The sequence below is a fragment of the Mesorhizobium sp. M1406 genome (assembly GCF_040317555.1).
Classification (GTDB): domain Bacteria; phylum Pseudomonadota; class Alphaproteobacteria; order Rhizobiales; family Rhizobiaceae; genus Mesorhizobium.
In genome coordinates this window covers 49,930-75,151 of sequence record NZ_JAMYKW010000023.1, presented here as the reverse complement: position 1 = coordinate 75,151, position 25,222 = coordinate 49,930, and the positions used below count along the sequence as shown (strand labels likewise).

Annotated in this window: 20 protein-coding genes; 4 read left to right on the top strand and 16 right to left on the bottom strand. The window is 60.5% G+C overall.

Features of this window, described 5'->3' with window-relative positions:
• Positions 1–22: 22 nt before the first annotated feature.
• The 3 genes from NKH03_RS19840 to NKH03_RS19830 form a co-directional block, all read right to left on the bottom strand.
• The gene (locus tag NKH03_RS19840) at positions 23–1,402 is read right to left on the bottom strand and encodes a hypothetical protein (RefSeq protein WP_352969970.1); all 1,380 of its coding nucleotides are present in this window, start codon (positions 1,400–1,402) and stop codon (positions 23–25) included.
• Between the two features lie 97 nt (positions 1,403–1,499).
• A complete protein-coding gene (locus NKH03_RS19835) occupies positions 1,500–2,024 on the bottom strand; it encodes a GNAT family N-acetyltransferase (protein ID WP_352863160.1) in 525 nt (174 codons plus the stop codon).
• Positions 2,025–2,098: 74 nt separating this feature from the next.
• Positions 2,099–2,821, bottom strand: a complete 723-nt coding sequence (locus NKH03_RS19830; RefSeq protein WP_352969968.1) for a hypothetical protein — start codon at positions 2,819–2,821, stop codon at positions 2,099–2,101.
• 297 nt (positions 2,822–3,118) lie between these two features.
• Between NKH03_RS19830 and NKH03_RS19825 the strand changes: the two genes are divergently transcribed.
• On the top strand, positions 3,119–4,534 hold the full coding sequence (locus NKH03_RS19825) for an adenylate/guanylate cyclase domain-containing protein (protein ID WP_352969965.1): 1,416 nt from the start codon (positions 3,119–3,121) through the stop codon (positions 4,532–4,534).
• 72 nt (positions 4,535–4,606) lie between these two features.
• Here NKH03_RS19825 and NKH03_RS19820 read toward each other — a convergent pair whose 3' ends face one another.
• The 8 genes from NKH03_RS19820 to NKH03_RS19785 all read right to left on the bottom strand — a co-directional run bounded on the left by NKH03_RS19820 (position 4,607) and on the right by NKH03_RS19785 (position 15,607).
• Positions 4,607–5,086, bottom strand: coding sequence for a class I SAM-dependent methyltransferase (locus NKH03_RS19820; RefSeq protein ID WP_352969963.1), 480 nt, complete (start codon positions 5,084–5,086; stop codon positions 4,607–4,609).
• A gap of 174 nt (positions 5,087–5,260) precedes the next feature.
• The gene (locus NKH03_RS19815; protein ID WP_352863166.1) at positions 5,261–6,442 is read right to left on the bottom strand and encodes an ABC transporter permease; all 1,182 of its coding nucleotides are present in this window, start codon (positions 6,440–6,442) and stop codon (positions 5,261–5,263) included.
• On the bottom strand, positions 6,439–7,437 hold the full coding sequence (locus NKH03_RS19810) for an ABC transporter permease (protein WP_352863168.1): 999 nt from the start codon (positions 7,435–7,437) through the stop codon (positions 6,439–6,441). The genes NKH03_RS19815 and NKH03_RS19810 overlap by 4 nt, the downstream gene beginning before the upstream one ends.
• Before the next feature lie 2 nt (positions 7,438–7,439).
• A complete protein-coding gene (locus NKH03_RS19805; RefSeq protein ID WP_502913535.1) occupies positions 7,440–9,308 on the bottom strand; it encodes an ABC transporter substrate-binding protein in 1,869 nt (622 codons plus the stop codon).
• Positions 9,309–9,334: 26 nt separating this feature from the next.
• A complete protein-coding gene (locus NKH03_RS19800) occupies positions 9,335–11,230 on the bottom strand; it encodes an ABC transporter ATP-binding protein (RefSeq protein ID WP_352970002.1) in 1,896 nt (631 codons plus the stop codon).
• Positions 11,231–11,390: 160 nt separating this feature from the next.
• Positions 11,391–12,731, bottom strand: a complete 1,341-nt coding sequence (locus NKH03_RS19795; protein ID WP_352969960.1) for an adenylate/guanylate cyclase domain-containing protein — start codon at positions 12,729–12,731, stop codon at positions 11,391–11,393.
• Between the two features lie 257 nt (positions 12,732–12,988).
• The gene (locus tag NKH03_RS19790) at positions 12,989–14,332 is read right to left on the bottom strand and encodes a nucleotide sugar dehydrogenase (RefSeq protein ID WP_502913534.1); all 1,344 of its coding nucleotides are present in this window, start codon (positions 14,330–14,332) and stop codon (positions 12,989–12,991) included.
• A 114-nt stretch (positions 14,333–14,446) separates the two neighbouring features.
• The gene (locus NKH03_RS19785) at positions 14,447–15,607 is read right to left on the bottom strand and encodes a DUF3095 domain-containing protein (RefSeq protein ID WP_352970001.1); all 1,161 of its coding nucleotides are present in this window, start codon (positions 15,605–15,607) and stop codon (positions 14,447–14,449) included.
• A gap of 92 nt (positions 15,608–15,699) precedes the next feature.
• Here NKH03_RS19785 and NKH03_RS19780 point away from each other — a divergent pair, with 92 nt between their 5' ends.
• Both NKH03_RS19780 and NKH03_RS19775 read left to right on the top strand, forming a co-directional pair.
• Positions 15,700–16,788 carry a glycosyltransferase family 4 protein gene (locus NKH03_RS19780; RefSeq protein ID WP_352969958.1) on the top strand — a complete coding sequence of 363 codons (1,089 nt, stop codon included), beginning with the start codon at positions 15,700–15,702 and terminating at the stop codon, positions 16,786–16,788.
• Complete coding sequence (locus NKH03_RS19775) at positions 16,785–17,546, top strand: polysaccharide deacetylase family protein (protein ID WP_352969956.1); 762 nt, start codon at positions 16,785–16,787, stop codon at positions 17,544–17,546. Before NKH03_RS19780 ends, NKH03_RS19775 begins: the two co-directional genes overlap by 4 nt.
• 1 nt (position 17,547) lies before the next feature.
• Here the strand turns inward: NKH03_RS19775 and NKH03_RS19770 are convergent, their stop codons facing one another.
• The 3 genes from NKH03_RS19770 to NKH03_RS19760 form a co-directional block, all read right to left on the bottom strand.
• The gene (locus NKH03_RS19770; RefSeq protein WP_352969955.1) at positions 17,548–18,399 is read right to left on the bottom strand and encodes an MBL fold metallo-hydrolase; all 852 of its coding nucleotides are present in this window, start codon (positions 18,397–18,399) and stop codon (positions 17,548–17,550) included.
• A gap of 192 nt (positions 18,400–18,591) precedes the next feature.
• Positions 18,592–19,041 carry a cyclic nucleotide-binding domain-containing protein gene (locus NKH03_RS19765; RefSeq protein ID WP_352863176.1) on the bottom strand — a complete coding sequence of 150 codons (450 nt, stop codon included), beginning with the start codon at positions 19,039–19,041 and terminating at the stop codon, positions 18,592–18,594.
• Positions 19,042–19,124: 83 nt separating this feature from the next.
• Positions 19,125–21,839 carry an ABC transporter transmembrane domain-containing protein gene (locus NKH03_RS19760; protein ID WP_352878836.1) on the bottom strand — a complete coding sequence of 905 codons (2,715 nt, stop codon included), beginning with the start codon at positions 21,837–21,839 and terminating at the stop codon, positions 19,125–19,127.
• Between the two features lie 268 nt (positions 21,840–22,107).
• On the opposite strand from NKH03_RS19760, the gene NKH03_RS19755 reads away from it, so the two are divergent.
• Positions 22,108–22,782, top strand: a complete 675-nt coding sequence (locus NKH03_RS19755) for a class I SAM-dependent methyltransferase (RefSeq protein WP_502913533.1) — start codon at positions 22,108–22,110, stop codon at positions 22,780–22,782.
• 1 nt (position 22,783) lies between these two features.
• Here the strand turns inward: NKH03_RS19755 and NKH03_RS19750 are convergent, their stop codons facing one another.
• Positions 22,784–23,980 (bottom strand): glycosyltransferase family protein, encoded by a 1,197-nt coding sequence (locus tag NKH03_RS19750; RefSeq protein WP_352969997.1) that lies wholly within the window; start codon positions 23,978–23,980, stop codon positions 22,784–22,786.
• Entirely contained in the window at positions 23,977–25,221 is a 1,245-nt protein-coding gene (locus NKH03_RS19745) for a glycosyltransferase (RefSeq protein ID WP_352969954.1), read from the bottom strand. The genes NKH03_RS19750 and NKH03_RS19745 overlap by 4 nt, the downstream gene beginning before the upstream one ends.
• Between the last annotated feature and the right edge of the window lies 1 nt (position 25,222).

Sequence of the window (25,222 nt, the reverse complement as noted above, 5' to 3'; positions counted from 1 at the left end):
CAGGTGAGGCCATGCGGCCGGATCAGACGCTGTAGGCTTGGCCGATCTTGCGCCATCGTGCATTTTCGCGAACCAGTTTCAGGTTGTCGGTGGTCTCGGCAAATGTCCGCGAACGGTATTGCCGTAGCAGGTCCGCGAAGAGCGCCCCTTCCGGCAGGCCGGCAAGCTGCTCGCGGACCGAGATCTTTTCATCGATGACCCGGGTGCCCCAGGCATTTTCCCTTACCTGCAGCTCCGCGGCCAGATCACGCTCTTCCGGCGCGGTTTTTTCCAACGCAGCCAGCAGGATCGAGTGGAAAAGCGCTACATAGCCAATCTGTCTCAGGCCGCCGACAACCCGCACCCGCGGCAATATGGCAAGAACGAGGAAGGTCAAGAACAAGTTCGGCAGCAGCACGCCGTCCAGCAGCGCCTGCTTGAGATGCGGCCGCTCGAACGGGATGGAAAGACCATGCGGCCTGTCAGGCTCGATCAGGTGCCCGTTCTCAAGAACGAGCTTGCGCACGCGCTCCTCGCGGATGCCCCAGAAATAGTCCGTGGCATTGGGCAGGAATCTGCCGAATGGGCCCGATGCGGCCTCTTGCAAGGCATGTTCGAGACGCTGGCGTCTTGCGGGTTCGATGAGCAGCCTGGAAAGAAGGCTGCCTTCATATTCCAGATGCCGCGCCATGGCAGCCGCAGCGAGCCGATCATCGATGAAAACCGGCAGGGCCATGCCGGAACGATCCCAATTGGCGACCAGATCCTCGTTGAGGGCTGTCATGGCATCGGCGGCGGTTGCAAAGACCTTATCCTGACTGGCAAGCAGTGTACCGAGCCAGCGGCTGGCATCCGTTTCATCGCCCACCGCTTCGAGCGCGCGCTTGTTGAGGGAGACGGGACCGGCCACGCAGGCGCTTTTGCGGCACAGTTTGTGGCGCCCCATGCCAAACAGGTTGACCTTGTCGTCGCCGACCTCGAGCCATCCGGGCCCCTCCCGGCCAATTGTCTCCATGGTCATCGTCGTTCCCATGAAGCCGACGAAGGCAGACAGCTCGTTTTCGACCGCGCCGAGCCAGGCAAACAGAAGGGCATCGAAGGTGATCCGGTCCATCAGAAGCAGGCAGTGCAGGCCGGACTGAATTACCGGTCTGTGCTCGAACTCTTCGAGGGCCTTGCCGATCTCCTCAGGCTGCATAATTACACCGAGGCGCTGATGCAGGACTTCGCGCAGGATCGAGCGGGCAGCGATCGCCGGGCCCGATGCAGGCCTTGCCACCGGCCGCCACAGATGGCGGGCGTAGTCGGAGACCGGAGCATTCCAGTTCTGCTCGATGTCACGCACGACTTCCGGGCAGAGCAGCGACAGCACAGCCAGAATTTCCACCGGAGGCGCAGGGGTTGGATCAAAGACGGCGGTCATCGGTCCCGTCTAGCCGCTTGCGGGGCAAACGCCAAGTGCGAGCGGATCCGGCACGAATTGTTGGGTCGGCTGAACACCTAAGGCAAAACAGCGGATCTTAGAACCGCAGCCGGGCCATACTCAGGAGGTCGCGGTACTGCCCGTCGGTAAAACCGGCCTTCACATGCCGGCCTTCGACCTCGAACCCGTGGCTTTTGTAGAGACGGATGGCCGGTTCGTTGTCGGCATAGACGGTCAATTCGACCCGCTTCAGGGCGCGCCAATTGTCGGCCACGTCAAGCAGCGCCCCAAGTATGGCAGAGCCGATGCCCTTGCCGACAAAGGCATCGTCAAGGCCGATATTGATCTCGCCGATATGCGAACGGCGCGGCGAACCCTGCACGACCAGACTGCCATGGCCGACGATCTTCCCGTCCAACTCCGCAACGATCCAGGTGGTTTCCTGGCCGGACTTGGCGATGCGCCGCTCCACCTGCTCCACCATCTCGAAGGGCATCCTGAACGTACCCCAGCGGAAGCCCGGCATGTTGAAGATAGCACAAAGCGCCTCCGCATCGCTTGGCCGGACGGATCGGAGTTGCGGCCGGATTTTCTCGGAAGATGGCGAGGTCGTGTTGGTCATGGCGTTCCCGGCGAAGGCAATCGGCCCGGCACGATGCACCGTACGGCACCTGAAAATCCAGCCGTCTTTGCAACCTATGATGCCGATTGCGAGCTAAAATACCGGGAGGCGGCGTAGAGTTTGAAGACGCCACTGATGCCGATCCAGCCGAAAAGGGCGAGCCAGCACAATGTCCCGGTCGCCGTCCAGTCGATCCGATGCACCGCAGCGTCGGTGATGACGAGTCCAAGGATAGCAAGCAGGCCAACCAGAAACTGCGCCAGGCCGAGCACCAGCAGTTCCTCGCGCGGCGCGCTTCTCCAGACGAGATATATGCCGCCCGCACCGGCGAGGAAGATGGCGCTGTAGAGCTGAGCGTGGAAGGCATCGACCGGCCATGGCCAGATGCTGCTGAACGTTAGGGGAAACAGCAACAGGCCGACGCCATAGAGCCCAAGGATCACCGATTCCACCGGCATGTAGCCGCGCCACGCGGAGCTTAAGGTCACGCCTTTTGCAGAAGGACGGGCCCTGGCCCGCCACAGGAACATCCCGGATACCGCGACCGAGCCCAGATAGACCAAAAACCAGAGCCAGGGCGCTTTGCGCCCAAAGTTGAAATAGCCGAGATTGACGAACGAAGCCACCGACACGATGGCGGTGAAGATGAAGGCCATGACGAGCACGAGCCTGCCGGGCGACCAGCGGTTCCAAAACAGCAGCGCCGCCATCACGACCATTTCGGCGGTGTAGAAGCCGCCGAGGAAGCGAGCATTGAACGGCGTGACGGCCCAAGGCCAGCCCGGCTTGACCAGCACAGGCGCGAAAAATAGGCCGGCGCCTATGATCAGGACGATGATGACCACCACAGAGAAAAGGCGCAGGGCCGCGGGAAATGGCGGGTTGTTGGGTGTCGGCATCGGAGAGCGTCCCAAAGGTGAATGCCTATCGGCCATCATAGTGCCGCTTGCGGCAAGTGAAAATCCGCCGAATGGAAATTGAACCATCACCAGGCTGTCTATTCGAATGGTCCGTTTCGAAGTAAAATGAAACACTCGGACCAAAGAGCGGTCCGATCAACACGCCTGGGAGGCGCATTTTCCGGAGCCAGCCCGATGAACGAAGCTCAGGATCTGTTCTCGCTTCTGCGGCAATCGACCGATGTCGATCCACTGGTAATCGACGCGATCAAGCGAACCGTCGCGGAGGGCAAAGACCGCGAACTTTGCCGCATCAATGCGCCAGCGTTCGCCAGCAAGCATGGCCTCGACGAGGAGCGCGCCATAAGCGCCTTTCTCCACGCGGCCCGGGTGGGCATTTTCGACGTTTCCTGGAACGTTCTGTGCCCCGGCTGTGGCGGCGTGCTCGACACCAACGCCACGCTGAAAACCCTGCAGAAGGACGAATACACCTGCGCGCTGTGCTCCGAGGGCTATTCGCCGACCCTCGACGAGATGGTCGAGGTGACATTCACCGTCAGTCCCCGCATACGCAGGATTGCCGCCCACAATCCACACGAACTGCCGATGGTGGAATATTTCCGCCAGATCTACTGGGCGTCCGGCGTCGATGTCCCGGATGAGGATTTCGCGAAAAAATTGGAAGCGTTTTCGCTGGAAGATATCGAGCTTGCGCCCGGTGAAAAGGCGCTTCTGCCCATACAGCTTCCGTCCGAATTCATCATCGTCTTCGAGCCGGTCACCCATTCAGCGCAGTTCATCGACGTGAAGGGCGAACCGACAAAGGAGCGCCGAAGCCTCTCTTTGGTCTTCGACCGCGACCATGTCCAGAACCAGACGCTGGAGATGCAACCCGGCCCGCTGCGCATTTCCCTGGAAAACAGGACCGACACCCGCGTGCTGCCGACGGTCTTCATCGCCGGCCAGGCCTTGCATGATTTCCTGGGCAAACGCCGGCCATTCCTCACCGCCAAGCGCCTGCTCACCAACCAGACGTTCCGCGATCTCTATCGCACGGATACGCTCGACATCAACCAGCGCCTGAAGATCACCAGCCTGACCTTCCTGTTCACCGACCTGCGCGGTTCGACCGCGCTTTACGAGCGGGTGGGCGACCTTGCGGCCTTCGATCTCGTGCGCGCACATTTCCAGGTTCTGCACGAGATCGTCGCGGCGGAGGCAGGCGCGGTGGTCAAGACGATCGGTGATGCGGTGATGGCGACCTTCGCGACGCCTGATCGTGCGATTGCTGCGGCCCTCAGGATGCGCGATGCCATGCGGGCGCTCAACGAGAAGAGCGGGCGCGAGGACCTGCTGCTCAAGATCGGCGTCCATGCCGGCCCCTGCATCGCCGTGTCCATGAACGAGCGACAGGACTATTTCGGCCAGACGGTCAATATTGCTTCGCGGGTCCAGAACCTTGCCAACGCACAGGCAATCTTCGCCACTCGTGCGGTGGTCGATGACAATCTCACCGCCGATCTGTTGCACAGGAACGCGCTGACGCCCGTGCGCCACGAGGTCTCGCTGCGCGGCATTGACCGGGAGATAGCAGTATACACGATCCCCTGAAGGCCCCTGAAGGCCCCTGAAGGCCCCTGAAGGCCCCTGAAGGCCCCTGAAGACCTGGGTCCTCCCGGGCCCTCACACGCGCACACAGATAAAATAGCGATCGGCGGGAACCGAAGGCGGCGGCGCGAGGCGCTGCAACTGCGGGTGATCGAGCGGCGTGCCGCTGACCGCGATGCCGCCGACGCGAAGCAGGCGCGCGGTCAGATCGGGAAGCCAGGTAGAGGTCACTGCATCACGATCTTCGTAGCCGGTGCCGATGTCGGCATGAACGAGAGCGGCCTCGATGCCAATGAACCTGCTCGCCGTCTCGCGTATTTCGCCGAGCACGAGGTTTTCAGCTTCGGGAATTGAGCTGGCGTGTGCGGCAAGTGCGCGGTCGAACGCCACGATCCGGCGTCCGGGTAGGCGCTCGCGCAGATGATGGAACGTCCGGCCATTGCCAAGGCCGAGCTCGAGCACGGGCCCCTCCATCTTCGCCACCTCGGCGCAGACATGATCGAGTATGTCGCGCTGTGCGGTCATCCTCCGGATGAAACTGTCGAGGCGACTCATATGCGTTTGTGTGTCCTGAACCAGCTCAAAAGATCGGCAATGCCCGCGATTAAACCCCGATCGAGCCTCGTCGCATATAGAGGCCCACTATGGGCACTGCAACAACCGAACAGGCTGCCAACGAGGATCGTACCGAGTGGACTTGGCGGCGCAGCGCGCGGCGGAATAGCGATGTCACTTGTAGGGGTCCGCGGCGTCCCGCAACCCGTCGCCGAGGAAGTTGAACGCCAAGATGACGAGAACGACGGGGAGCATCGGCAAAAGCAGCCATGGATAGAACGCGATCACGCTGACGCTGCGCGCCTCGGTGAGCAGGATGCCCCAGCTGGTTATCGGTGCCCTCAGGCCGAGCCCGAGGAAGCTCAGCGCCGTCTCGCCCAGGATCATGCCGGGTATGGAGATCGTCGCCGTCGCGATCAGATGCGACATGAAGCCGGGAATGAGATGCCGCCGTATAATGCGGCTGCTTCTGGCGCCCATCAATTGCGCGGCCAGAACGTAATCCTCCTCGCGCAAGGCTAGAAGCTTCGAACGCACGGCCCGCGCCAGTCCGGTCCAGTCGAGCAGCCCGAGGATGACGGTGATGCCGAAATAGATCAGGATTGGACTCCAGGTTATCGGCATGATCGCCGCCAGAGCCAGCCATAGCGGAATACTGGGGATCGATTGCAGAACTTCGATTATCCGTTGAACGATCAGGTCGAAGATACCGCCGTGATAGCCAGCCAGTCCGCCGATGACAATGCCGAGCAGGAAGCTGAAACTGATGCCGACAAGGCCGATTGTCAGTGAAATGCGTGCGCCATAGATGATGCGCGAGAGCACATCGCGCCCCAGCCTGTCAGTGCCGGCCAGAAAGAGCTGACCGGTTTCGGCGGGGCAGACAAAATGCCTGTCACCTTCGATCAGGCCCCAGAACCGGTACTTGTCGCCCTTGCAGAAGAAACGGATCCGCTGAACATCATCCTGTTTCTCGATGTAGTTCCGCTTGAGCGTGTCCATATCCAGCGTCATCTGGCGGCCATAGACGAACGGCCCGACGAACTGGCCGTTGTGGAACAGGTGCACCCGCTGCGGCGGCGAATAGATGTAGTCCATGTTGCGCGTGTGCAGATCGTAGGGCGCCAGGAACTCGCAGATCAGTATCCCGAAATAAAGCGCTGCCAGGAATATGCCGGATACAAGGGCAAGCCTGTGCCGACGGAATTTCCACCACATCAGCCGCAGCTGCGACGCCTGAAAGACCTTCGACTGCTCCGGCGTCATCTCCTCGACCGACTGCAGGTCAAAGGGCGCGATGGAAACGTAGTGTTGCAGTGGGGCGCCCGGAGCGGGCAGCGGCGATTGCGTGTTCATTTGGTGCTGCCGCCTTGCAAACGAATTCTCGGATCAAGTAGCGCCAGCGCCAGGTCGGAAATCAGGACGCCGATGACCGTCAGGAAGGCGAGGAACATCAGGAACGACCCTGCCAGATACATGTCCTGGCTTTGCAGCGCCTTGATCAGCATCGGTCCGGTCGTCTCCAAAGACAGCACTATCGCAGTAATTTCGGCGCCGGAGATGATGGCCGGCAGGATAGAGCCGATATCTGAAATGAAGAAATTGAGCGCCATGCGCAGCGGATATTTGACCAGCGCCCTGAAGGGATGAAGGCCTTTGGCGCGCGCGGTCACGACATATTGCTTATGTAGCTCATCGAGCAGATTGGCGCGCAGCCGCCGGATCATGCTTGCCGTGCCCCCGGTGCCGATTATCAAGACCGGAATCCAGAGATGGGCGAGGATCGACTTCGCCTTGGCCCAGCTCATCGGCTCGCCGAGATATTGCTGGTCCATGAGATGGCCGATAGACGTGCCGAACCAGATGTTGGCGAAATACATCAGGATCAGCGCCAGCATGAAGTTCGGAATCGCAAGGCCGAGAAGGCCGAAGAAAGTCAGGCCGTAGTCGCTCCAGCTGTATTGATGCGTGGCGGAGTACATGCCGATCGGAAAGGCGATGAGCCAGGTAAAGATGATCGTGACGAAGGAAACCAGCACCGTCAGCCACATTCTGTCCCCGACGACGTCGCGAACCGGCAGCTCATATTCGAAGGAATAGCCGAAATCGCCGTGCAGCATCCCGCCGACCCAGTAGAAGTAGCGAATGACCGGTGGCTTGTCGAAACCATATTCCTTGCGCATCATCTCGATGCGATCGGAATCCACCGCTTCGCCCTGAGCCCGAAGCTCGGCAACATAGCTGTCGAAATAGTCGCCTGGGGGAAGTTCGATGATCGTGAACACCAGTGCCGATATGACCAGCAGCGTTGGAACCATCACGGCAATGCGCCAGACAAAATATCGAAGCACGCTCAGGACTCTCCAAGCCAGAATGTATCCGGCATATAGACACCGAAATAGGCGGTCGGGTCGTAGCCGTAGAGCGCCTTGTCAGGCAGATTGCGCAGCCGCGAGGATGCCAGAACCGGCTGATGCGTTCCGTTTACCGTGCCGATCGAAAATACCTGATCGGTATAAATCGACAGCATTGAATTCCAGATCTCGGCGCGCTCCGTGGCTTCGGTCGATGCGTTCCAGCGCTTGAGCAAAGCCATCAACTCGACCACGGGCGGAAGATCGGGCGCTTCGCCGACCTTGCCACGGGACAAGTAGTGAGCACCCCAGAGCGGCCATTGCAACTGGTCATCGACGGTGGGGGCCAGTTGGTAGGGGTTCATGTCGGCGGTCGGCACGCCATTGTCGATGCCCGACCACATCGACATCATGATCTGGCCACCAAGCGCGCGGCTGCGGAAAATGTCGCGCTGCGAAGTCCGGATGAACAGGGCGATGCCGATCTTGCGCCAGTGATCGGTGATGAGCTCGAGCGCGTCGGTTTCCAGCGTGCTTTCGCCGGCCGTTTCCACTACGAGCTGCGCCGGGCGTCCGTCGGGAAGTATCCGCAGGCCGTCATCGTCACGCGCCTGAAGCCCGACCTCGTCGAGCAGGGCATTGGCCTGGTCGGGATCATGGGCGACCCAGGCTTTCGCGAATTCCGGCCGGTAGAGCGGGCTCTCCGGCAGGACCGTATCGGCACTTTCCTGCGCCAGTCCGTAGAACACAGCCAAATTGATCTCGCGTCTGTCCACAGCGAGCGAAAGTGCGCGGCGCACGCGCACGTCACGAAAAAGGCCACGCCACACCTGGTCGGCACAATTCAGATTGGGCAGCAGCGCCAGCCGCGAACCTTGTGTGCGTTTCCAGAGATGCATCTTCACCGGGTAGCGCTTCTCCGCATCCTTCAGGAAGGAGTAATCGGTGAAGTCAATTCCCATGCCTTGCAGGTCGCTCTCGCCCGCACCGGTCTTGGCGGAAATGATCGCCGACGAGCTGACACTCATGACAATCCGGTCGACATAGGGCAGTTGCCGGCCATTCTCGTCTATTCGATGAAAGAACGGGTTCCGCTCGAAGACGAACTGCTCAGCCGGCGGCTTGGTCCGGTTCTGCCAGGGATCGAGCGTCGGCAGTTCCGGGTTCTCCGGGCGATACTGCCGCGACATGCGGATATGCAAGAGCGTCCATTTCTGGGCCCGGTTCTCCTTCATTAGGCCGGCGAGCCGGAATGGATCCTGGTATTTCTTGTGGAACTGCTTGAGATAGGCGGCCGGCAGAACAAGCGATAGGGGCGAAGCAGCGGCGAGCTTGGGCAGGAAGTCGGGATTGGGTGCATCCCAACTGTAGCGGACCGTCAACGGATCGACGATCTCGAAGCGTGGCGGCTTGCCGTCCGCCATCAGGGCCGGGGCGAGCCCGCCTTGCGAAAGCTCATCGTTCAGCCAGACATCTTCCCAGCAATAGCGAAAATCCTCCGACGTCAACAGGCTGCCGTCAGACCATTTATGTCCTTCCCGCATCTTAAAAGTGAAGACACGATCATCCGCTACATCGAAACTTTCGAGAATGTCGGCTTGCAGGTTAAGCTTTTCGTCATAGCCGACCAGGCGAGCGTAGCCGTAGATCGTCATCATCCGGATATCTTTCTGGCTGCCGATGATCGTGCGCAGCGTGCCGCCGTATTGGCCGGGCTGCCGGCCCATCGAAGCGAGATTCAACGCGCGCGGGCGCTTGGGCAGGCGTTCGGCGAGTGCCGGCAGCGCCCTGGCCTTCAGCTGCGGCTCAAGAAATTCCGGCTCCAGATCGCCGGCGCACACCGTGCCCGGCAGAAATGCCGAAGCCATGAGTCCAAGGACGGTGCGACGGCTGATCAATGGCGTAGCTCGCTGACATCGGCCGAACGTCGGGCCAGCACGAGGTGGCCGCCGCCAAGATCGAGCGGCGACAGCACGTCCTCGTCGCCCTCGTCGCGGAATTGCGGTGCCCATGCGCTGGTGTCGGAAGCGCCGCTGAGTGTCAGCGTCTTGAAATCCATCGGCCTGTCGAGATCGGGGAAAGGTACTGCGGCGACCAGTGAGCGCGTGTAGGGGTGGACCGGTTTCCTAAGCAGAATTTCGCGCGGCGCGAGCTCGACGATACGCCCGCCGCACATCACCGCGATGCGGTCTGCCATGTAGTCCACGACCGCCAGGTTGTGGGATATGAACAGGTAGGTCAGGCCCAGTTCCTTCTGCAGGTCCTTCAGAAGGTTCAGGATCTGCGCCTGGACAGAGACATCGAGTGCCGAAACCGGCTCGTCGCAGATCAGGAGTTCAGGCCCCAGTGCCAACGCGCGCGCGATGCCGATACGCTGACGCTGCCCGCCGGAGAAACTATGCGGATAACGCTTTATGAAGCGCGGGTCGAGCCCGATTGCCTGCATCAGGCTCTTGACCGTGGCTAGTCGGGACGCGGCATTGCCACGTCGATGGATTTCCAGCGGCTCGCTCAAAATGTTCTCCACCGTCATGCGGGGTGAAAGCGACGAAACCGGATCCTGGAAGACCATCTGGATTTTCGCGCGCAGCATGCGCAGGGCGTCTCCCTCGGCTTCCAAGATGTCGATCGGACCATCGCGGCCATTGAAGATCACAGAGCCGCCGCTAGGGGTGACAGCCCGCATGAGGATCTTGCTGACGGTGGTTTTGCCGGAGCCGCTTTCGCCGACCAGACCCAGGCACTCACCCCGCCTGATATCAAAGCTCACGCCGTCCACGGCGCGAACAGAAGTTTGATGATCTCCGCCGAACCAACCGGACTTGCGGATCGTAAAGGTCTTTGTCAGATCCCTGACCGACAGCAGGAGGTCGTCCGGCCCCTTCGATGCCGGCGCCGTCTGCTTGCCGAGCAGGTTCCCGACATTCACCGGCACCTCGCGGAGCGCCTTTAGCCTTTCGCCGGGCTTCAGGTCGAAATGCGGAACGGCTGCCATCAGGCCCCTCAGGTAAGGGTGGCCCGGCCGGCGGAATATCGCCTCCACAGGTCCCGCTTCCATGATCTCGCCATGGTACATGACCACCACCTCGTCGGCGACGTTGGCGACTACGCCGAGGTCGTGCGTGATCAGCAGCATCGCCATGTTCAGCTTCGTCTGAAGCTCGCGCAGCAATTGCAGGATTTGCGCCTGGATGGTGACGTCCAACGCCGTCGTCGGCTCGTCGGCGATCAAAAGGGCGGGCCGGCAGATAAGCGCCATGGCGATCATGGCGCGCTGACGCAATCCTCCCGAAAGTTCAAACGGATACATGTCATAGGCGCGCTTGGGATTGGGAAAGCCGACAAGGCTGAGCATTTCCTCGGTCCGCGCCTTGCGCTCCGCCCGAGCCGTGGGCGTATGAATCTGCAGGGATTCGCTGACCTGGTTGCCGATCGTGTGCAGCGGCGACAGCGATGTCATGGGCTCCTGAAAGATCTTGCCGATGCGGCTGCCTCTCAACGCCCGGATTTCGGGTCCATCACGCGGCATCTGCAGGATATCCTGCGTCGTGCCGGGCTTTTCAGGATCGGAAAATAGGATACGGCCACGAACATGGGCTGTGTTCGGCAAAATGCCCATTACTGCCTGGCTAAGAACCGATTTTCCGGAACCGGACTCGCCCACAAGCGCGGTAACCTTGCCGGGAAGGACGCGAAGATTTGCCCGCCTGACGGCATGCAACGGTCCTCCGATAATGGCAAAAGAGATGCCAACGTCTTCGACCCGAAGTAGATCAACGCCCGAATTCATTCTCACACCAGCCCACTCCTGCCGGCCTACCGGGCGGCAGACCCAGAAAGCGAGACTAGCGCATTGCCAGCCTAGAGCAACTTGGATTCGAAACGGTCGCCAGTGGCGAATCCGGCGACCGGACTGATTACCAAAGGCGTTCGGATCAGATTGGGGCGCGCTACTGGAGCTTCCTCGGGTCGCCCGCCGACAGCCGTGCGGCATCGCGATGAAGCAGCATGACCTGCTCGGCCTCCGATCTCCGGTCGTAAATCGACTCCAGCGCACCGTCTTCATCGAGTGCGAGAGCGCCCGACAGATCGGGTGAAAGCACCGTCAGCTTCTGCTTGATCCCCGCCAGTTCCTCGTTGCCGAGCGTCAGCCAGCTGTTGGCGCCGCAATAGCTGGCGAAGTCTTTGCTGGCGAGAACGCGGTGCGGATATTTCTTGGTCAGGGTCTGGAGGCGCTGGACCTCGTTTACAGCCGAGCCGAAGACAGAGAATGTGAGCCGGTCGGTAAGCCCGACATTGCCGAACATCACGTTGCCGACATGCAGGCCGATGCCAAATTTTATGTCGGACAACCCCTTTTCCTTCCTTCGCAGATTGAGATCCACCATGCGCGCAGTGGCCTTGTGCGCTGCCGCCAGAGCAGACTGGCAGGCGATTTCGGACTGCGAGCGATGCCTTTCGCAAGGGTAGACGGCAATGAAGCCATCCCCTATGAAACTCATGATCTGCCCGCCATTGCGATTGAAGGGCGCAGCAATGGCATCGAAAAACTGGTTCAGCGTATCGATGTAGATTTCGCGGCCGGAAGTTTCGGCAAGCCTTGTCGACCCGCGCATATCGGCCATGACCAGTGCGGCCCGGATTGTGTCGCCCTCGCCGCGCTTGATCTGGCCGTCCAGCACGCGTCTGCCGGCGTCGCCGCCGAGATAGGTGGTCATCATGTTGTCGGCCAGCTTGGTGAGCACCGCCATTTTGGTTGCGATGGCGAGATGGTTTTGGATACGCAGCAGCGCCGAAATCATGCTGTCGGTGAAACCTGAAGCACTGTCGGTGGACCAGGACCCGATCATGCCCTGACTGGTATTGCCGTTGAAAGGATGGACGAAAGCCATGTAATCGGTCACGCCCATAAGCCTGAGCTCATCGAAAACAGGAAATTCCGACGGGACCGACGGGTCGAGCCGACGCCGCAGATGGTCGAGCTTGTTGCTGAGCAGATGGTAGTATGGGCTGGTCAGGAATCTGTCAGAATGAACGCCGTCCTTTTTGCGGAAGCCTTCCACTTCCATGCCTTGGCCGCGAAGCCAGGTGAAGCCAAGCGCGTCATAAAGCGGATGAAGCATCGAAAAGCTCAAATGCACCCGCTTCAGCGGCACGCCGGCAGCAGCCAGCCGTTCGCAAAACCCCTTTACCAAGGTTTCCAGCTCGTTGCCCGCCAGCGCCGACTGTGTCAGCCAATCGGCAACCCTATCCATGAGAATTGTGGAAATTTCTGCTTGTGCCGTGCTCATACCACCTCGAAACCCGTCGAAGACGGAGCCGTTATCCTTCGATCCGCCATAACACAGTCCGCCAGCGACCCAAAGATACCCCAAAGTCAACCAGGCCGGCTTCGGCGGCAGAACGGCGAAATCCCCAATAACTGTCCTTGCAACCAAGGAACAGGCTCAACTGCATTCATGTCTTGTGGCGTTATGTGGCGAAGCTGCGGGCGGAGTGCAATCACGATCCTGACATCGGGCAGAAAATTCGCCGGGCTGGGACGCCGTCAGGCCTTCACCACCGTCTCTCGGAGGAGCCCGAGACGGCCAAAAACATTGCGTGTATCGACAATCAGAAGGGCGTGATCAGCGATTGTCCGATAGTCGATCGCGTCATGGTCGGTTGCAACGACGACAGCATCGAAATCCTTCAAGGCCGCCTCGGTCAATTCGACCGAGCGGCGCCCCTTGATCGCCATATGCTCCCGTGTGGTCGGTATCTCGGCAACATGCGGATCGTGGAATTCCGCCTTGCCGCCCCATTCCTCGATGAGTTCAATGAGCCGCAATGAGGGGCTTTCGCGTATGTCGGGCACATTCTTCTTATAGGCGAGCCCGATGATGAGAATGCGCGAGCGGCTGAGCGCCTTGCCGCAGCGCCGGTCCAGCGCTTTCGCCAGTTCATCGACCACATGACGTGGCATGGCAGTGTTGATCTCCGCCGCCAGCTCGATGAAGCGGGTCGGCAGTTCGTATTCGCGCGCCTTCCACGTCAGGTAGAAGGGATCGATCGGAACGCAGTGCCCGCCCAATCCGGGGCCAGGATAGAAAGGCATGTAGCCGAAGGGCTTGCTCTTGGCCGCCTCGATCACCTCCCAGATGTCGATGCCCATCGCGCCGAGCACGATCTTCAATTCGTTGACGAGGGCTATGTTGACCGAACGGAAGATGTTTTCCGTCAGCTTGACTGCCTCGGCGGTCGCCATGGTGGAAACCGGAACGACGGTTTTGACCACGCCTTGGTAGAAAGCCTGCACGAGCGTCGCCGCTTCAATGCCGTCACCCGCCACGACCTTGGGGATCGTCGCGACTTCAAAGTTGCGATTGCCGGGATCCTCGCGTTCGGGCGAGAAGCCGAGGAAGAAGTCTATCTTCGACTGCAAGCCGGTTTCTTCCAGTAGGGGCTTGACCACGTCGTCGGTGGTACCGGGATAGGTAGTAGATTCCAGCACGATGAGGTGGCCGAGACGCAGATGCTTTGCGATGGTGCCTGCGGTGTTCCTGACAAAGGAGAGGTCCGGCTCACGGTTTTTCGTCAGCGGTGTCGGAACGCAGATGATGATGATATCGCAGATGGACAATTCGGCAAAATCCGCGGTGGCGCGGAACCGTCCACTCGCCACGTGGCCGGCAACGGCTGTCGACGTCACCGCCTCAATGTAGGATTGGCCGTTGTTCAGGCTCTCGACCTTCTGGGCTTCAATGTCGAAACCGAAAACCGGGAAGCCGGCGCGTGCGACCGCAATTGCCAGCGGCAACCCGACATAGCCCAATCCGATCACGCCGACTTGCGCGGCGTGTGTCGAGATACGGTTCAGCAGACGGTCATATGCCGATCGTGAAGCGTCCAAAATCTGCTTTCCCGTTAATTCGGATAGGCTGGCCGCTCCCATGGCGCGGCTTACCATGGTCCCAGGAACCATGGCCGAGGCATATTGCGGAAAATGGATTCTCGCAAGCCGTCATCAGACCGGCAACTTTGCCCTCAAGCTTGCGGCAGCCATCGCATAGCCGCCGGCGGCACCATCTATGAAATGAACGTGATCGCGTTGCAGAGGCGAGGCGACGAGGCATGTCATCAAGGCCGATTTCTGGCGGTGCAGGCCATAGTTGCAGATGCCCGCCTCTTCCGCCTGTTTCAGCCGGTTCTCGATCCGTTGCAACAAATCCGTGTCAACATCGATGGTCATCTTCAAACCGTCGTCGAATTTCCGGAAATCCGAATTGCTGGCCACGTCGCGCTTGTAGATCTTCGGATCGAAACTGCCGATCGTCCAGCCATATCTATCGGCGACGGCCGTAAGCGTCATCAGGAACACTATCCACAGCTTCGACAGCCACCGCCGTCCTGCCGGCGCCGTGGCCCGCGCCTCGATATCCAGGCCGGCGGGCAGCAAGCTGTAGCCCGGCCCGTTCACCGGCACCGGGTGGCCATCGCGTTCCTGCCTGCCGGCAAGGGCGATGATGTCGGATGCCAGAAACTGAAAACCGCGCAGGTCGCGCGACGCCCCCGGTATGGCTATGATCGAGACGATTTCGCCATGCCGGGTCTCGATCGGGTTCCAGCGGCAGGAGAGGCCGGTCAGGTCCGGCCGAGCGCCTGCCGGCGCAGGATCGATGCGGTAGCGCCCCGCTTTCATCTCGGCTTCCGCCCAACTGCCGCCACCGCCGGCGAACATGGCATAGAAGACCGCATCGGAGGCCTGGAATCTCGCCACGCGAACGTCGAGGCCTTGCGCTCGAATATCCTTTATCGGCACGATCGCGGCACGCAGGGTTAGGCCCAGTTCGTCCGCCACCCATCTCTGGACAGCCGCCAGCGCGTTGCGGGTGATCTCCAGCGCCGAGCCGGGAAACGCGACGAGCGCGCCGTCGCCGCCGAAGACAAAGGGCAGATCTTGCCGGCCCAGCGCATTGAGCAGCGCCGAAATGACGCTGGCGCCGGCCATATTGACGGTTTTATAGTGCCCAGCCTCGATCGCCTTGGTCGAGCCGACGATGTCGGCGGTGGCCAGCGCCCAGCCATCGGGGAGAGGCCGATAGTTGTCGATATCGGCAACGCTTTCGAACTTTGCGAAGACCGGCAGAGAAGCGACAAACGGGTCGGACGCGGCAGCTGTTTCCATGAGCATCAGATAGCACATTCCACTGCTTGAAGGTGAAGTCGATCATGCCTTTAAATTGACTTGCGCATGCTTTCCGATGATAGGGTCGAGCGATGCGAATTGCCTTCTACGCGCCGCTGAAGTCACCCAATCATTCCGTTGCCTCCGGCGACCGCCAGATGGCACGCACGCTAGTCAAGGCGCTGGAGCATGGAGGACACAGCGTCGAACTGGCATCCGAATTGCGCTTCTATCTACGCGAACCGGAGCCGAAAAGTTTCGATGCGCTCAAGATAGAGGCCCGAGGGGAAGCCGCGCGGCTGACCAGGCTTTGGGATCGTGACGGCAAGCCCGATCTATGGTTCTGCTATCATCCCTATTACAAAGCGCCCGATCTGATCGGGCCCGAGCTGGCGTCGACCTTTGCTGTCCCATATGTGACGGCGGAAGCTTCCTATTCGAGCCGGCGCAATGCCGGTTTGTGGGCCGATACGCAAGAGTTGGTGGTGCGCGCCGTCGAACAGGCGGCGCTGAACATCTGCTTCACGCAAAGGGACCGTCAGGGACTGGCAGATGCGATACCCGACGTCGCTCTTGATATGCTGTCGCCCTTTATCGACACATCGGCATTCCGCGAAATGCCGGCACGAGGTTGTCCGACGCGCCTCGTTACCGTTGCCATGATGCGCCCGGGCGACAAAGTCGAAAGCTATCGCATGCTGGCGCAAGCGCTCGGTGTGATCGGCCACCTGCCCTGGACCATGTCGGTCGTCGGCGACGGGCCCGCCCGTGACGAGGTCAAGGCGCAATTCGCCGGCTTGCCCGCCGACCGTATCGAATGGCTTGGCGCGATTGAGCCAGCCGCCGTGCCGGATGTCCTCTATGGTGGAGGAATTTACGTCTGGCCGGGTCATGGCGAGGCCTATGGCGTTGCCTATCTTGAAGCACAGGCCGCCGGCCTTCCGGTGGTGGCTCAGGACATCGCCGGCGTGCCGGAAGTCGTGCGAGATGGCCAGACCGGGTTTCTCACCCCGCCGCGCGATGTGGCGGCGTTCGCTTCCGCCATTGAAAGGCTTCTGGTCCGTAACGACGAAAGAACCATCATGGCCGCGGAAGCCAGACGTTTCATCCTCGAGGAGCGTTCCCTCGGCGTTGCAGCGGCGCGTCTGGCCGAGCTTCTTCCGAAGGTCTTCGTTTCATGACATCCGATCGGATCTGGCAGCCCTTGGTGGAAGAACTGGCGGGCCGGCAACGGGCGGGTCGTAAGACAGAGTTCTGGCTGCGCGACGATGATGCCGTGGATCCGACACCCGCGCTTGATCGACTGCTCGACCTCACCGGTGAATTCGCGGTTCCGGTCACTCTGGCCGTCATTCCGGCCCTCACTGATGAGAAGCTTGTCGCCCGGCTTGACGAGGCGCCGCATGCCACGGTCGCCATCCATGGCTGGGTGCACCGAAATCATGCGCCCGAGGGTCACAAAAAGCAAGAACTCGGCGCCCATCGGCCACGCGAGGCGGTGCTCGATGAACTGGCTGGCGGGCTGTCGCACGTAACCGGCCTGCACGGCGCGCGCACCGTTCCGATGCTGGTGCCCCCCTGGAACAGGATCGACGCCGGTTTGGTATCCGACCTTGGATCGATAGGATTTGCGGCATTGTCGGTCTATGGGCCGCCGAAGCCGGCTTCACTGGCGGTCATCAACAGCAATGTCGACATCATGGATTGGCATGGCACGCGCGGCTGCCGCGATCATGGCCTATTGGTCCAGGCTATCATCGCGCACTTGCAGCATGCATTCGACGACGAACCGGTCGGCCTGCTCACCCACCATCTCGTACATGATGAATCGGCCTGGCTTTTCCTCGAACGGCTGTTCACAGTCACCGCACAGACTGACTCCTGCGCATGGCTTCCAATCAGGACATTGATCGGGCGCAGCGCGGTAGAGGAAAAATAGCTCAGCGCTTTTTGTGCAATGAGACTGGAAATTCGAGCGTCTGGCCATCCCGCGCGGCAAAAGCGCCGGCAAACCTGTCTTTGGCCAGTTTCTCGATCTCGTCCAGTTCCTCATCGGTGCGTGTCGCATCGTGGTGAAACAGCGCAAGCCCTCGCGCACCGGCCGCCTCACAGAGCTTGACGCCCTGTTGCCATGTGGAGTGCCCGTTGCCGCGGCGGCGTTTCATTTCCTCCTCGGTGTAGGTGCAATCGTAAATGACCAGGTCGGCATCTTCGATCAGGCCGAGCACCGCGCGATCGAGTTTGTCCGGCTCGTGCTCAGTGTCTGTGATCACCGCCACGACACGACCGCCCCATTCGACCCGGTAGCCTATGCAGCCGCCCGGATGGATAAGACTGCCAGTTCGGACCACCACCCCTTCGCGCGGCCGAAGCACGTCTCCGGATACGAAATCGTGGCAGTCGAGGCTTGCCTTGCAGATCTCCAATTTCACCGGAAACCACGGCGGCCGCATGAACTCATCGACCATCTGCCGGGTCGTCATGCGTCCTGCAAGATGCCCGGACCAAAGCGTAACCTTGACGCTCCGGTCGTAGATCGGCGCAAAGAACGGCAGCCCGATAATGTGATCGTAGTGGCAATGGGTGAAAAAGAGGTCGAAATCGGTCACGCCCGACGTCCGAAGCGCGCCGCCGGCAGGCCGCAGGCCAGAGCCCGCGTCGAACAGAAGCGTATGCTTACCACATCGCAACTCAATGCAGCTTGTGTTGCCGCCATAGCGAGAGAATTCTGGCCCCGATACCGGAATGCTGCCGCGCACACCCCAAAACCTGACCAGGAAAACGTCGTCCATGGTAGCCCCTTCGCGGTTCCCGTCGCTCATCGTAGCCAAACAACTGCTGCTAGAGCAATTCCAGGAAAAGTGTGAACCGGTTTTCCGTCCGGAATTTGCGTCCAAACAAGAGGCGAGACAGGTTCCTCCAGTGACCTTCTCAGCAAAAGGCCAGTGCTGTCACGACGGGGAGGATCGACCGCACGTCAGTTGCTATTTGGCGCTTCGTGCGTCGATCAGATCCGCGGTGGTATGGCTTAGGCGATCGGCAAGAACCCTCAATATCTCAATGGTCATTTCCGGGGACTCCTTCATAAGCCTCAGGAAATGATCCTTGCGGATTCTTAAGGCTTCCAGCTCACTTGCCGCTCTGACGGTTGCAGTGCGGGAGCTGTTGCACAGTATGGCGATCTCGCCAACAATCGAATTTGGGGCCATTTCGGCAACTTTTATCGGTCCGCTGTCGGAATCGACCAGAATATCCGCGCTGCCTGAAAGGATGACATAGGCGGCATCTCCCTCGTCGCCCTGCCGGAAAAGGATCTGGCCGGCGCTGTAGCTCACGCGATCGGATGTGAACGCAAGCAGTTTGAGCTTTGTCAACTCGATGCCAGAAAACAAGGGAACGCGTTGCAGCATTCCAACTTCATCCTTGAGCAGCATTGTCGCAAACCTCAAAATTCGCGTTTGCCAGACTAGGGCAACGGGCGCCCGGATGGAATTAATTCCGTCTCCGAGACGTCACTCTACGACACCAGTTCCTTGAAGATACCGTTCTCTGCCAAAAGTGTCTCGTGTGTTCCGTCTTCCACCAATTGACCCGAGTCGAAGACGATAACGCGATCGAACATCATCGCCATTGACGGATTCGTCACGACCCACACAATTGCCGGCGAATGGCCGTCGCTCCTGGCTTCCTCGAGCACGTTTCGCAGCACCCTATCCTGCATGCGTTGGTCGAGCGCCGATAGCGGCCGGTTGAGAATGAGAAAATCGGGACGCTTGAGCAGGGCTCGGGCAACATCGAGCTTCTGTCGCTGTCCACCGGTCAGCCGCCTGCCGCCGGCGCCGACGTTGAAATCCAGGCCGACATCGAGAAGTTCGCCATAAAGCCCCAGCTCGTCAAGAATGTCATAGAGGATGGAGCGTATGCGGTCCGGCGCATCGGGATGGTTGTTGCCCACACGCCCGAACAGGACATTATCCATGACGGTAGCCGCGGCAATGTATTTGGCAGGATCATACCGTTCGATCGCGTTATGCAGCTCGGGCGGCAGGTTCTCATAGAACCGGTTGCGGGCAGCGACGATCTTGCTCATCAGCTCATCGCTCAGCAGGCCGAAGCGGTGCCGGGGCTCGATATAGGCAAAGCTCAAGCTAACGATCATGGCGCGGTCGTTCTCCGAAACCGCCTCGTAGGGACGGTTCTTGAGCCGTTGCAGCAAGGTTTCGTAGGCCGGTATCTCCTCGGCGCTCATGAAGGCGAGCTGCTGGAAGAACTGGTGATCGGGTGGCAAGTCGGCAAACAGCTCGATCGCCTGTTGGGCGATTTCCATGCCCATTTCGTAGAGCGTGCGGTCGAGGCCGGCTTGCTTCAGCACAGAAGCAAAATAGGGGTTGGCCGCCAGGGCCCTGTCGGCCAGTTCGGGGCCGGCGGCAGCGCCGAAGAGCAGGTTCTGGCCGATCGTCGCTTCCTTGTTGTAGGCGCCCGGTTCGAAAGGAACCACCAGTCCGCTCAGCCCTTCCTGTTCCAGCCGGGTTCGCAGCGCCGCACGCAGTTCGACGATCCGCCTGGCAAGTTCCGTGTGACGCTTGAGGTCGGCCGAAGAGCGCAAGCCAAGATCCAGAATGTCGCGCGACAGAACAACCGCGTCGAGCACCCGGCGCACGGCTTCAAAGAGGTCGTGCGGGCCGGTGGCGCCGGCGGAAGCATAGTTGATCCAGTCGCTGTGAATATCAAGATCCGGATTGCCCGACCGGCGCGCCTCGTCGATGTTCCAGCGGTGCTGGTCTGCCGCGGCACCGTCATAAGTCACCGGTGTCAGCGGCGCATGCTTCAACCCGTAGAGCAGGTTATCGCGGAGGCTTGCCTGGAACAGGAAAACATCCGACGAGGCATAGGACATGCGCCGTCCGGTCACTGCTTCGGGGAGTTCAAGCAGGTCGTCGGTGCCCGAAGCGATCCTTCCGCTGTCGGGCCAGCTCAGCCGCGCGAAGGCTTCTGCAAGCGCTTCGGCTCCACCTGTCGCGGTACTGACCAGCGCCACCGTCTCACCCGGCTTGACCTGGAGGGAGACACGGTTGAGAAGCATCGCACCGCCATCGTCTGCTATGGACAGACCGATCGCCGACAGGGGGTTGGTCATCGGATCGGGATCGTCGATCGCCAACGCCCCGATTCTAGGCGCAATGAGACCCTCCACGGTGAACTGTTCAACGACCTGCTGATATTTGACCTGGACATCCTGCCGATCCTGATCCCAGTCGATAAGTTCCTTCATCGGTCCGGGCAGGTCCTTGTAGGCGCCGATCACGGCCACGAGCTGGCCGACGTCCAGCCGGCCCTGAATGACCAGGTACCCGCCGATCATGTAGAACAGAAAGGGCGTGAGCTGCGCGAGAAAATTGTTGAGGAACTTTACCATGAATTTCCATTGGTAAAGATCGAAGCGGATCTTGAAGATGAGCCCGAGCCGGGCAGCTATGTCGGCGCGCTCATAGTTTGATGTATCGTGGACGTGAACCGCGCCGATGCCGTCGACGATTTCGCCAACCCGCCCCGAAAGTGCGCGCGCCGTCAATTGCCGTTGGCGCCCGAGCACGATCAGCCGCCGCCGCATTCGCGGGATGAGGACGATCTGGATCACCACGATCACGACCGCTATCATTCCGAGCCAGACGTTCTGGACCATGATGAAGAGCATGGCCGTCAGCGCCTGGCCGCCGAGCAGTACCGGCTGCAGGAACGCATCGCCGATAAAGCCGCCCAGCGGCTCCACCTCGTCCTTCACCATGGTCGCCACTTCGGCGGATTTCACCCGCTTGAAATAAACCGGCGGGAACCGCAGCACACGATCGACCAGATCGAAGCGGAGACGCCGCAGCATGCGTTCACCAAGACGGCCCTTGTAGGTGTTGATGTAGAGTTTAAACAGGCCGTTGATGACAACCAGCAAGAGAAACACAAGGCTCAGAGCAAACAGCGTCGCCTTGCGGCCTAGCTGAAAACCGGAGAAGAACAGGACCTCGCCAATGAACGGCAGGTTATAGTGTAGCCTCATGAATGGCAGGGTCGCGCCCGGTTGCTCGAAGCCCTTGCCTTGAATCGGGCCGTTGACGATCAGCTTCGGCAGGTCGAAGGACATGAAATACGGGATCATCGAAAGCACGACGATCATCAATATCCAAAGCTGCTGCTTCTTGGTGTGGGTCCAGATATAGCGGGCTAGGCTGGGTTCCATATGCGACTGTGGATCCTTCAGTTGGAAGGATGCGGGATAAAAAAGCGGCTGCTGGCGCATGGCGTATAGGCAATTTCTTCGTCGCCAATGACAAGCTCGAAGCTGCGGTGCACGAAGGACACCGATGGTCCCCATAGATGCAACCGGCTCTCTCCGGCACCGGGCAATGGCGAAGCGGCTAACAGCATAATCAAATCCGCGGATCAAACGGCCTTGCGGGGGGCAAGATTGCGTTGTGTCGCCCGACATCCCACCATACAAGACGAATATGATGGATGTCACGCAACCACGCAATGCCGGCATGGACTGGCACGATCAAGCCTTGGACCTCACGCGGGGAATTGCTGTCTATGTCGACCGCCCTCTCGTGGCGGGGCTGGCGCGCGTCATCGCCAAGCATCCGAACGCCGATATGGGCAACGCTTTCAACCACAAACAGGTCGCCTGCAAGGTGTGGGCGCTCGACAGGCTGTTCGAAAGCTGCGGCGGCCGGTTCGGGCGCATATGGGTTCTGGGTGGTTGGTACGGCGTATTGCCGGCAATGCTTTTCAACGACGCCCGCTTCGATATCGCGGCGGTGGATAGCATCGACATCGATCCCGAAGTCGCGCCGGTCGCCGTGACCCTCAACCGGGAAGCCGGCGACCGGTTCCGGGCGCTGACGGCGGATATGTACGCACTAGACTATGCGGCCGGGCGGCCCGACCTGACGGTCAATACGAGCTGCGAACACATAGCCGATCTGCGCGCCTGGCTTGCTCTGCTTCCGCGGGGCATGAATGTACTGCTGCAATCGAACGATTATTTCAGCGAGCCGACGCACATCAACTGCGTGGCTTCACTGGCAGCCTTCGAAGCAATGGCGGCGCTACGGGAGGTGCGGTTCTCCGGCGAACTGCCGACAAAAAATTATACGCGCTTCATGCTGATTGGAGCTGTTTAGACTAGGATTCGTCGTCTGTTTGATCAGGAGCTTTTCCGAAACCGGGCTCCATTTTTAGGGACCATGTTCGATACCGCTCGCGCAGGATTTGCGCCGACTGACGCGCGCCTTCCAGATCGAGACGATGCGCGGATGGTGTCGGTGCCACAAGCGCCTCTTCGATGGCTTGCGCCAACCCTTCAGGCGTTATGTCCTTTTCCATCAGCACCGTTGCAAGACCTAGTTCTTCGAGCATCAGGGCGCGAACCGTTTGTTCTGTTTCCCCGCCAGCTGCAAATGGGACGAGCAGGGAGCGACAACCCGCGCGCAGGACATCGCAGACGGTGTTGTAACCCGCCTGCGACACTGACAGGCGGGCGCCGGTCAGCAGGCTGGCGAAATCCTCGCGGAACCGGAAGATGGACAGGCCCGGCGTGGCATAGCCGGCGATCGCGTCAAACTCGTCCTTGGGCAGGTTTGGGCCGGTGATCAAACACCATTTCAAACCGTTGTCGGCATTGCGTGCCGCTGCGACGGTGGAACTGACAAGGCTCTTTCCGGCAGCTCCGCCGCCAACCGACACCAGAATGTCGAAGCGCTCGGACGCCGCGGGCGATGGCGGCGCGGCAACGAGCCCTGTGTAGACGACCTCGGCCCTGATCGCCCCGGCCAGTGGAAATGTCTTGTCGATGGTTGCGAAAGCCGGGTCGCCGTGGACCATAACAAGGTCGAAATGCCTGTTGATCAAATCGACCGTTTCCTGGTTTCGGCCCGGCTTGACGCGCTCCTGAAGGATATCACGGACGGACGTCGCCAGCAGCGGTCTGGGCGACGCCGCGTCGATGGCCTCGATGAGCGGCAAGAGTTCGAAACGCATCTGCCGGCGTCCAAATGGAAACGCCTCGACAATGACGATATCAGGCCTGCAGTCCCGGAATGCCTGCAGCAGCATCTCTGAACGCCGTTTCTTGAAATCATCGTCGATCGGTTTGCCCAGCAGGTCGACAAGTCCCGAAAATCCTTCATCACCGGAGGTGACAGGCGGCAGGGTTACAGATTTTACCCCCGGTCCCGGAAATCCCGCGACCGGCGCTCCGCCGGTCACGACGGTTACGTCAAACCCGTCATCGACCAGAGCCGCCGCGACCCGGCTGGAGCGCGCGAGATGGCCGATGCCGAGCAGGTGCTGGACATAGAGGAAGGCGCGCAGCCGCTTCAATCGGCGGCCCGCCACTCGCGCTCGAACAGTTCCTTGAGCTGTCCAATGCTCGCAATATGATCGAAATTGCCGCGCACGTGCCGCTCCGCGGCGTCGCCGAGGCGGGCGCGCAGCACGGGATCACGGATCAGGCGCTCCAGCGCCTGTGCCAGGGCAATTGGGCTATCCGTCGGAACCAGCAGCCCGGTTTCATCCGGCGATATAAGCTCCGGCACGCCAGAAATATCGGTCGACACGCAGGCAAGCCGCTGGCTAGCCGCCTCCACCAGAACATTTGGCAGACCGTCCCGATCGCCATTTGCCGTGATCCTGCAGGCCAGGGCGAAGATGTCGGCGCAGCGGTAGTGCTCAAGCACCTCCTCCTGCGCAAGCGCGCCTTTCCAAGAGACGCGACCATCCAGTCCGAGCTTTTGCGCCAGCGCCTTGAGCCGTTCCAGTTCCTCGCCGCCGCCGATATGCTCGAAACGCCAGGCCAAATCACCAGGCAAGAGGGCAAGGGCCTCCAGCAAGGTATCGTAACCTTTCTTTTCGATGGCGCGCCCGACACTCAGAACGATAACCGGTTCGTCCGGCGCCGAGCCGTCATGCTGTTTTCGCGCTTCGCCGGAAATGCCGAAGCGATGAAGGTCGAGCCCATGATAGCTCAGATACACGGACGAGTTGCCGTTAGCGAGTTTTTTCAGACGGTCGAAGCCGGTTTTCGTGCACGTGACCGTCCAGCGCGCCGAGGCAAGCTTGCCAGCCAAATCCCAGTCCGCCGAAGTCCAGATGTCCTTGGCATGGGCCGAGCAGCTCCAGGGCAGGCCACGAAGCTGGCTGGCATAGCGCGTCACCGATGCCGGCGTGTGCGCGAAATGTGCATGCAGCCAGCCCGCGTCTTCCGGCCATTCGGCCGCCAGCACGAGCGCTTGCCCGAAGCGGCGCACACGATTGCGCGTAAAGTCGCGGGGGAGATCGGTCGCCAGCGATCCGAGAGCGCGCCAGAAGCCCGGCCGCGGCAGATAAGCAAACAGCGAGCGAAGCACGCGCAGCGGCTCTTCATGCAGATATTCCGGCAGATAATGGACGGGCGCTTTGATCTCGTCATGCACGGGGTGGCGTTTTGCGTCGGTCGGCCGCCTGAGCGCGAAGAGTATCAGGTCGAACCCCGCACGCTCCAGACCGAGCAGTTCCTGTGCGATAAAGGTTTCCGACAGCCGCGGATAGCCCTTCAGAACCACGACGATCTTGCGATTTTGCAAG

What these genes read in the sequence shown, in the direction of transcription:
- NKH03_RS19840 (WP_352969970.1), bottom strand. Translation starts at nt 1,402, where the DNA reads ATGACCGCCGTCTTTGATCCAACCCCTGCGCCTCCGGTGGAAATTCTG.
- NKH03_RS19835 (WP_352863160.1), bottom strand. Translation starts at nt 2,024, where the DNA reads ATGACCAACACGACCTCGCCATCTTCCGAGAAAATCCGGCCGCAACTC.
- NKH03_RS19825 (WP_352969965.1), top strand. Translation starts at nt 3,119, where the DNA reads ATGAACGAAGCTCAGGATCTGTTCTCGCTTCTGCGGCAATCGACCGAT.
- NKH03_RS19820 (WP_352969963.1), bottom strand. Translation starts at nt 5,086, where the DNA reads ATGAGTCGCCTCGACAGTTTCATCCGGAGGATGACCGCACAGCGCGAC.
- NKH03_RS19815 (WP_352863166.1), bottom strand. Translation starts at nt 6,442, where the DNA reads ATGAACACGCAATCGCCGCTGCCCGCTCCGGGCGCCCCACTGCAACAC.
- NKH03_RS19805 (WP_502913535.1), bottom strand. Translation starts at nt 9,308, where the DNA reads ATGGCTTCGGCATTTCTGCCGGGCACGGTGTGCGCCGGCGATCTGGAG.
- NKH03_RS19800 (WP_352970002.1), bottom strand. Translation starts at nt 11,230, where the DNA reads ATGAATTCGGGCGTTGATCTACTTCGGGTCGAAGACGTTGGCATCTCT.
- NKH03_RS19795 (WP_352969960.1), bottom strand. Translation starts at nt 12,731, where the DNA reads ATGAGCACGGCACAAGCAGAAATTTCCACAATTCTCATGGATAGGGTT.
- NKH03_RS19785 (WP_352970001.1), bottom strand. Translation starts at nt 15,607, where the DNA reads ATGGAAACAGCTGCCGCGTCCGACCCGTTTGTCGCTTCTCTGCCGGTC.
- NKH03_RS19780 (WP_352969958.1), top strand. Translation starts at nt 15,700, where the DNA reads ATGCGAATTGCCTTCTACGCGCCGCTGAAGTCACCCAATCATTCCGTT.
- NKH03_RS19775 (WP_352969956.1), top strand. Translation starts at nt 16,785, where the DNA reads ATGACATCCGATCGGATCTGGCAGCCCTTGGTGGAAGAACTGGCGGGC.
- NKH03_RS19770 (WP_352969955.1), bottom strand. Translation starts at nt 18,399, where the DNA reads ATGGACGACGTTTTCCTGGTCAGGTTTTGGGGTGTGCGCGGCAGCATT.
- NKH03_RS19765 (WP_352863176.1), bottom strand. Translation starts at nt 19,041, where the DNA reads ATGCTGCTCAAGGATGAAGTTGGAATGCTGCAACGCGTTCCCTTGTTT.
- NKH03_RS19760 (WP_352878836.1), bottom strand. Translation starts at nt 21,839, where the DNA reads ATGGAACCCAGCCTAGCCCGCTATATCTGGACCCACACCAAGAAGCAG.
- NKH03_RS19755 (WP_502913533.1), top strand. Translation starts at nt 22,108, where the DNA reads ATGATGGATGTCACGCAACCACGCAATGCCGGCATGGACTGGCACGAT.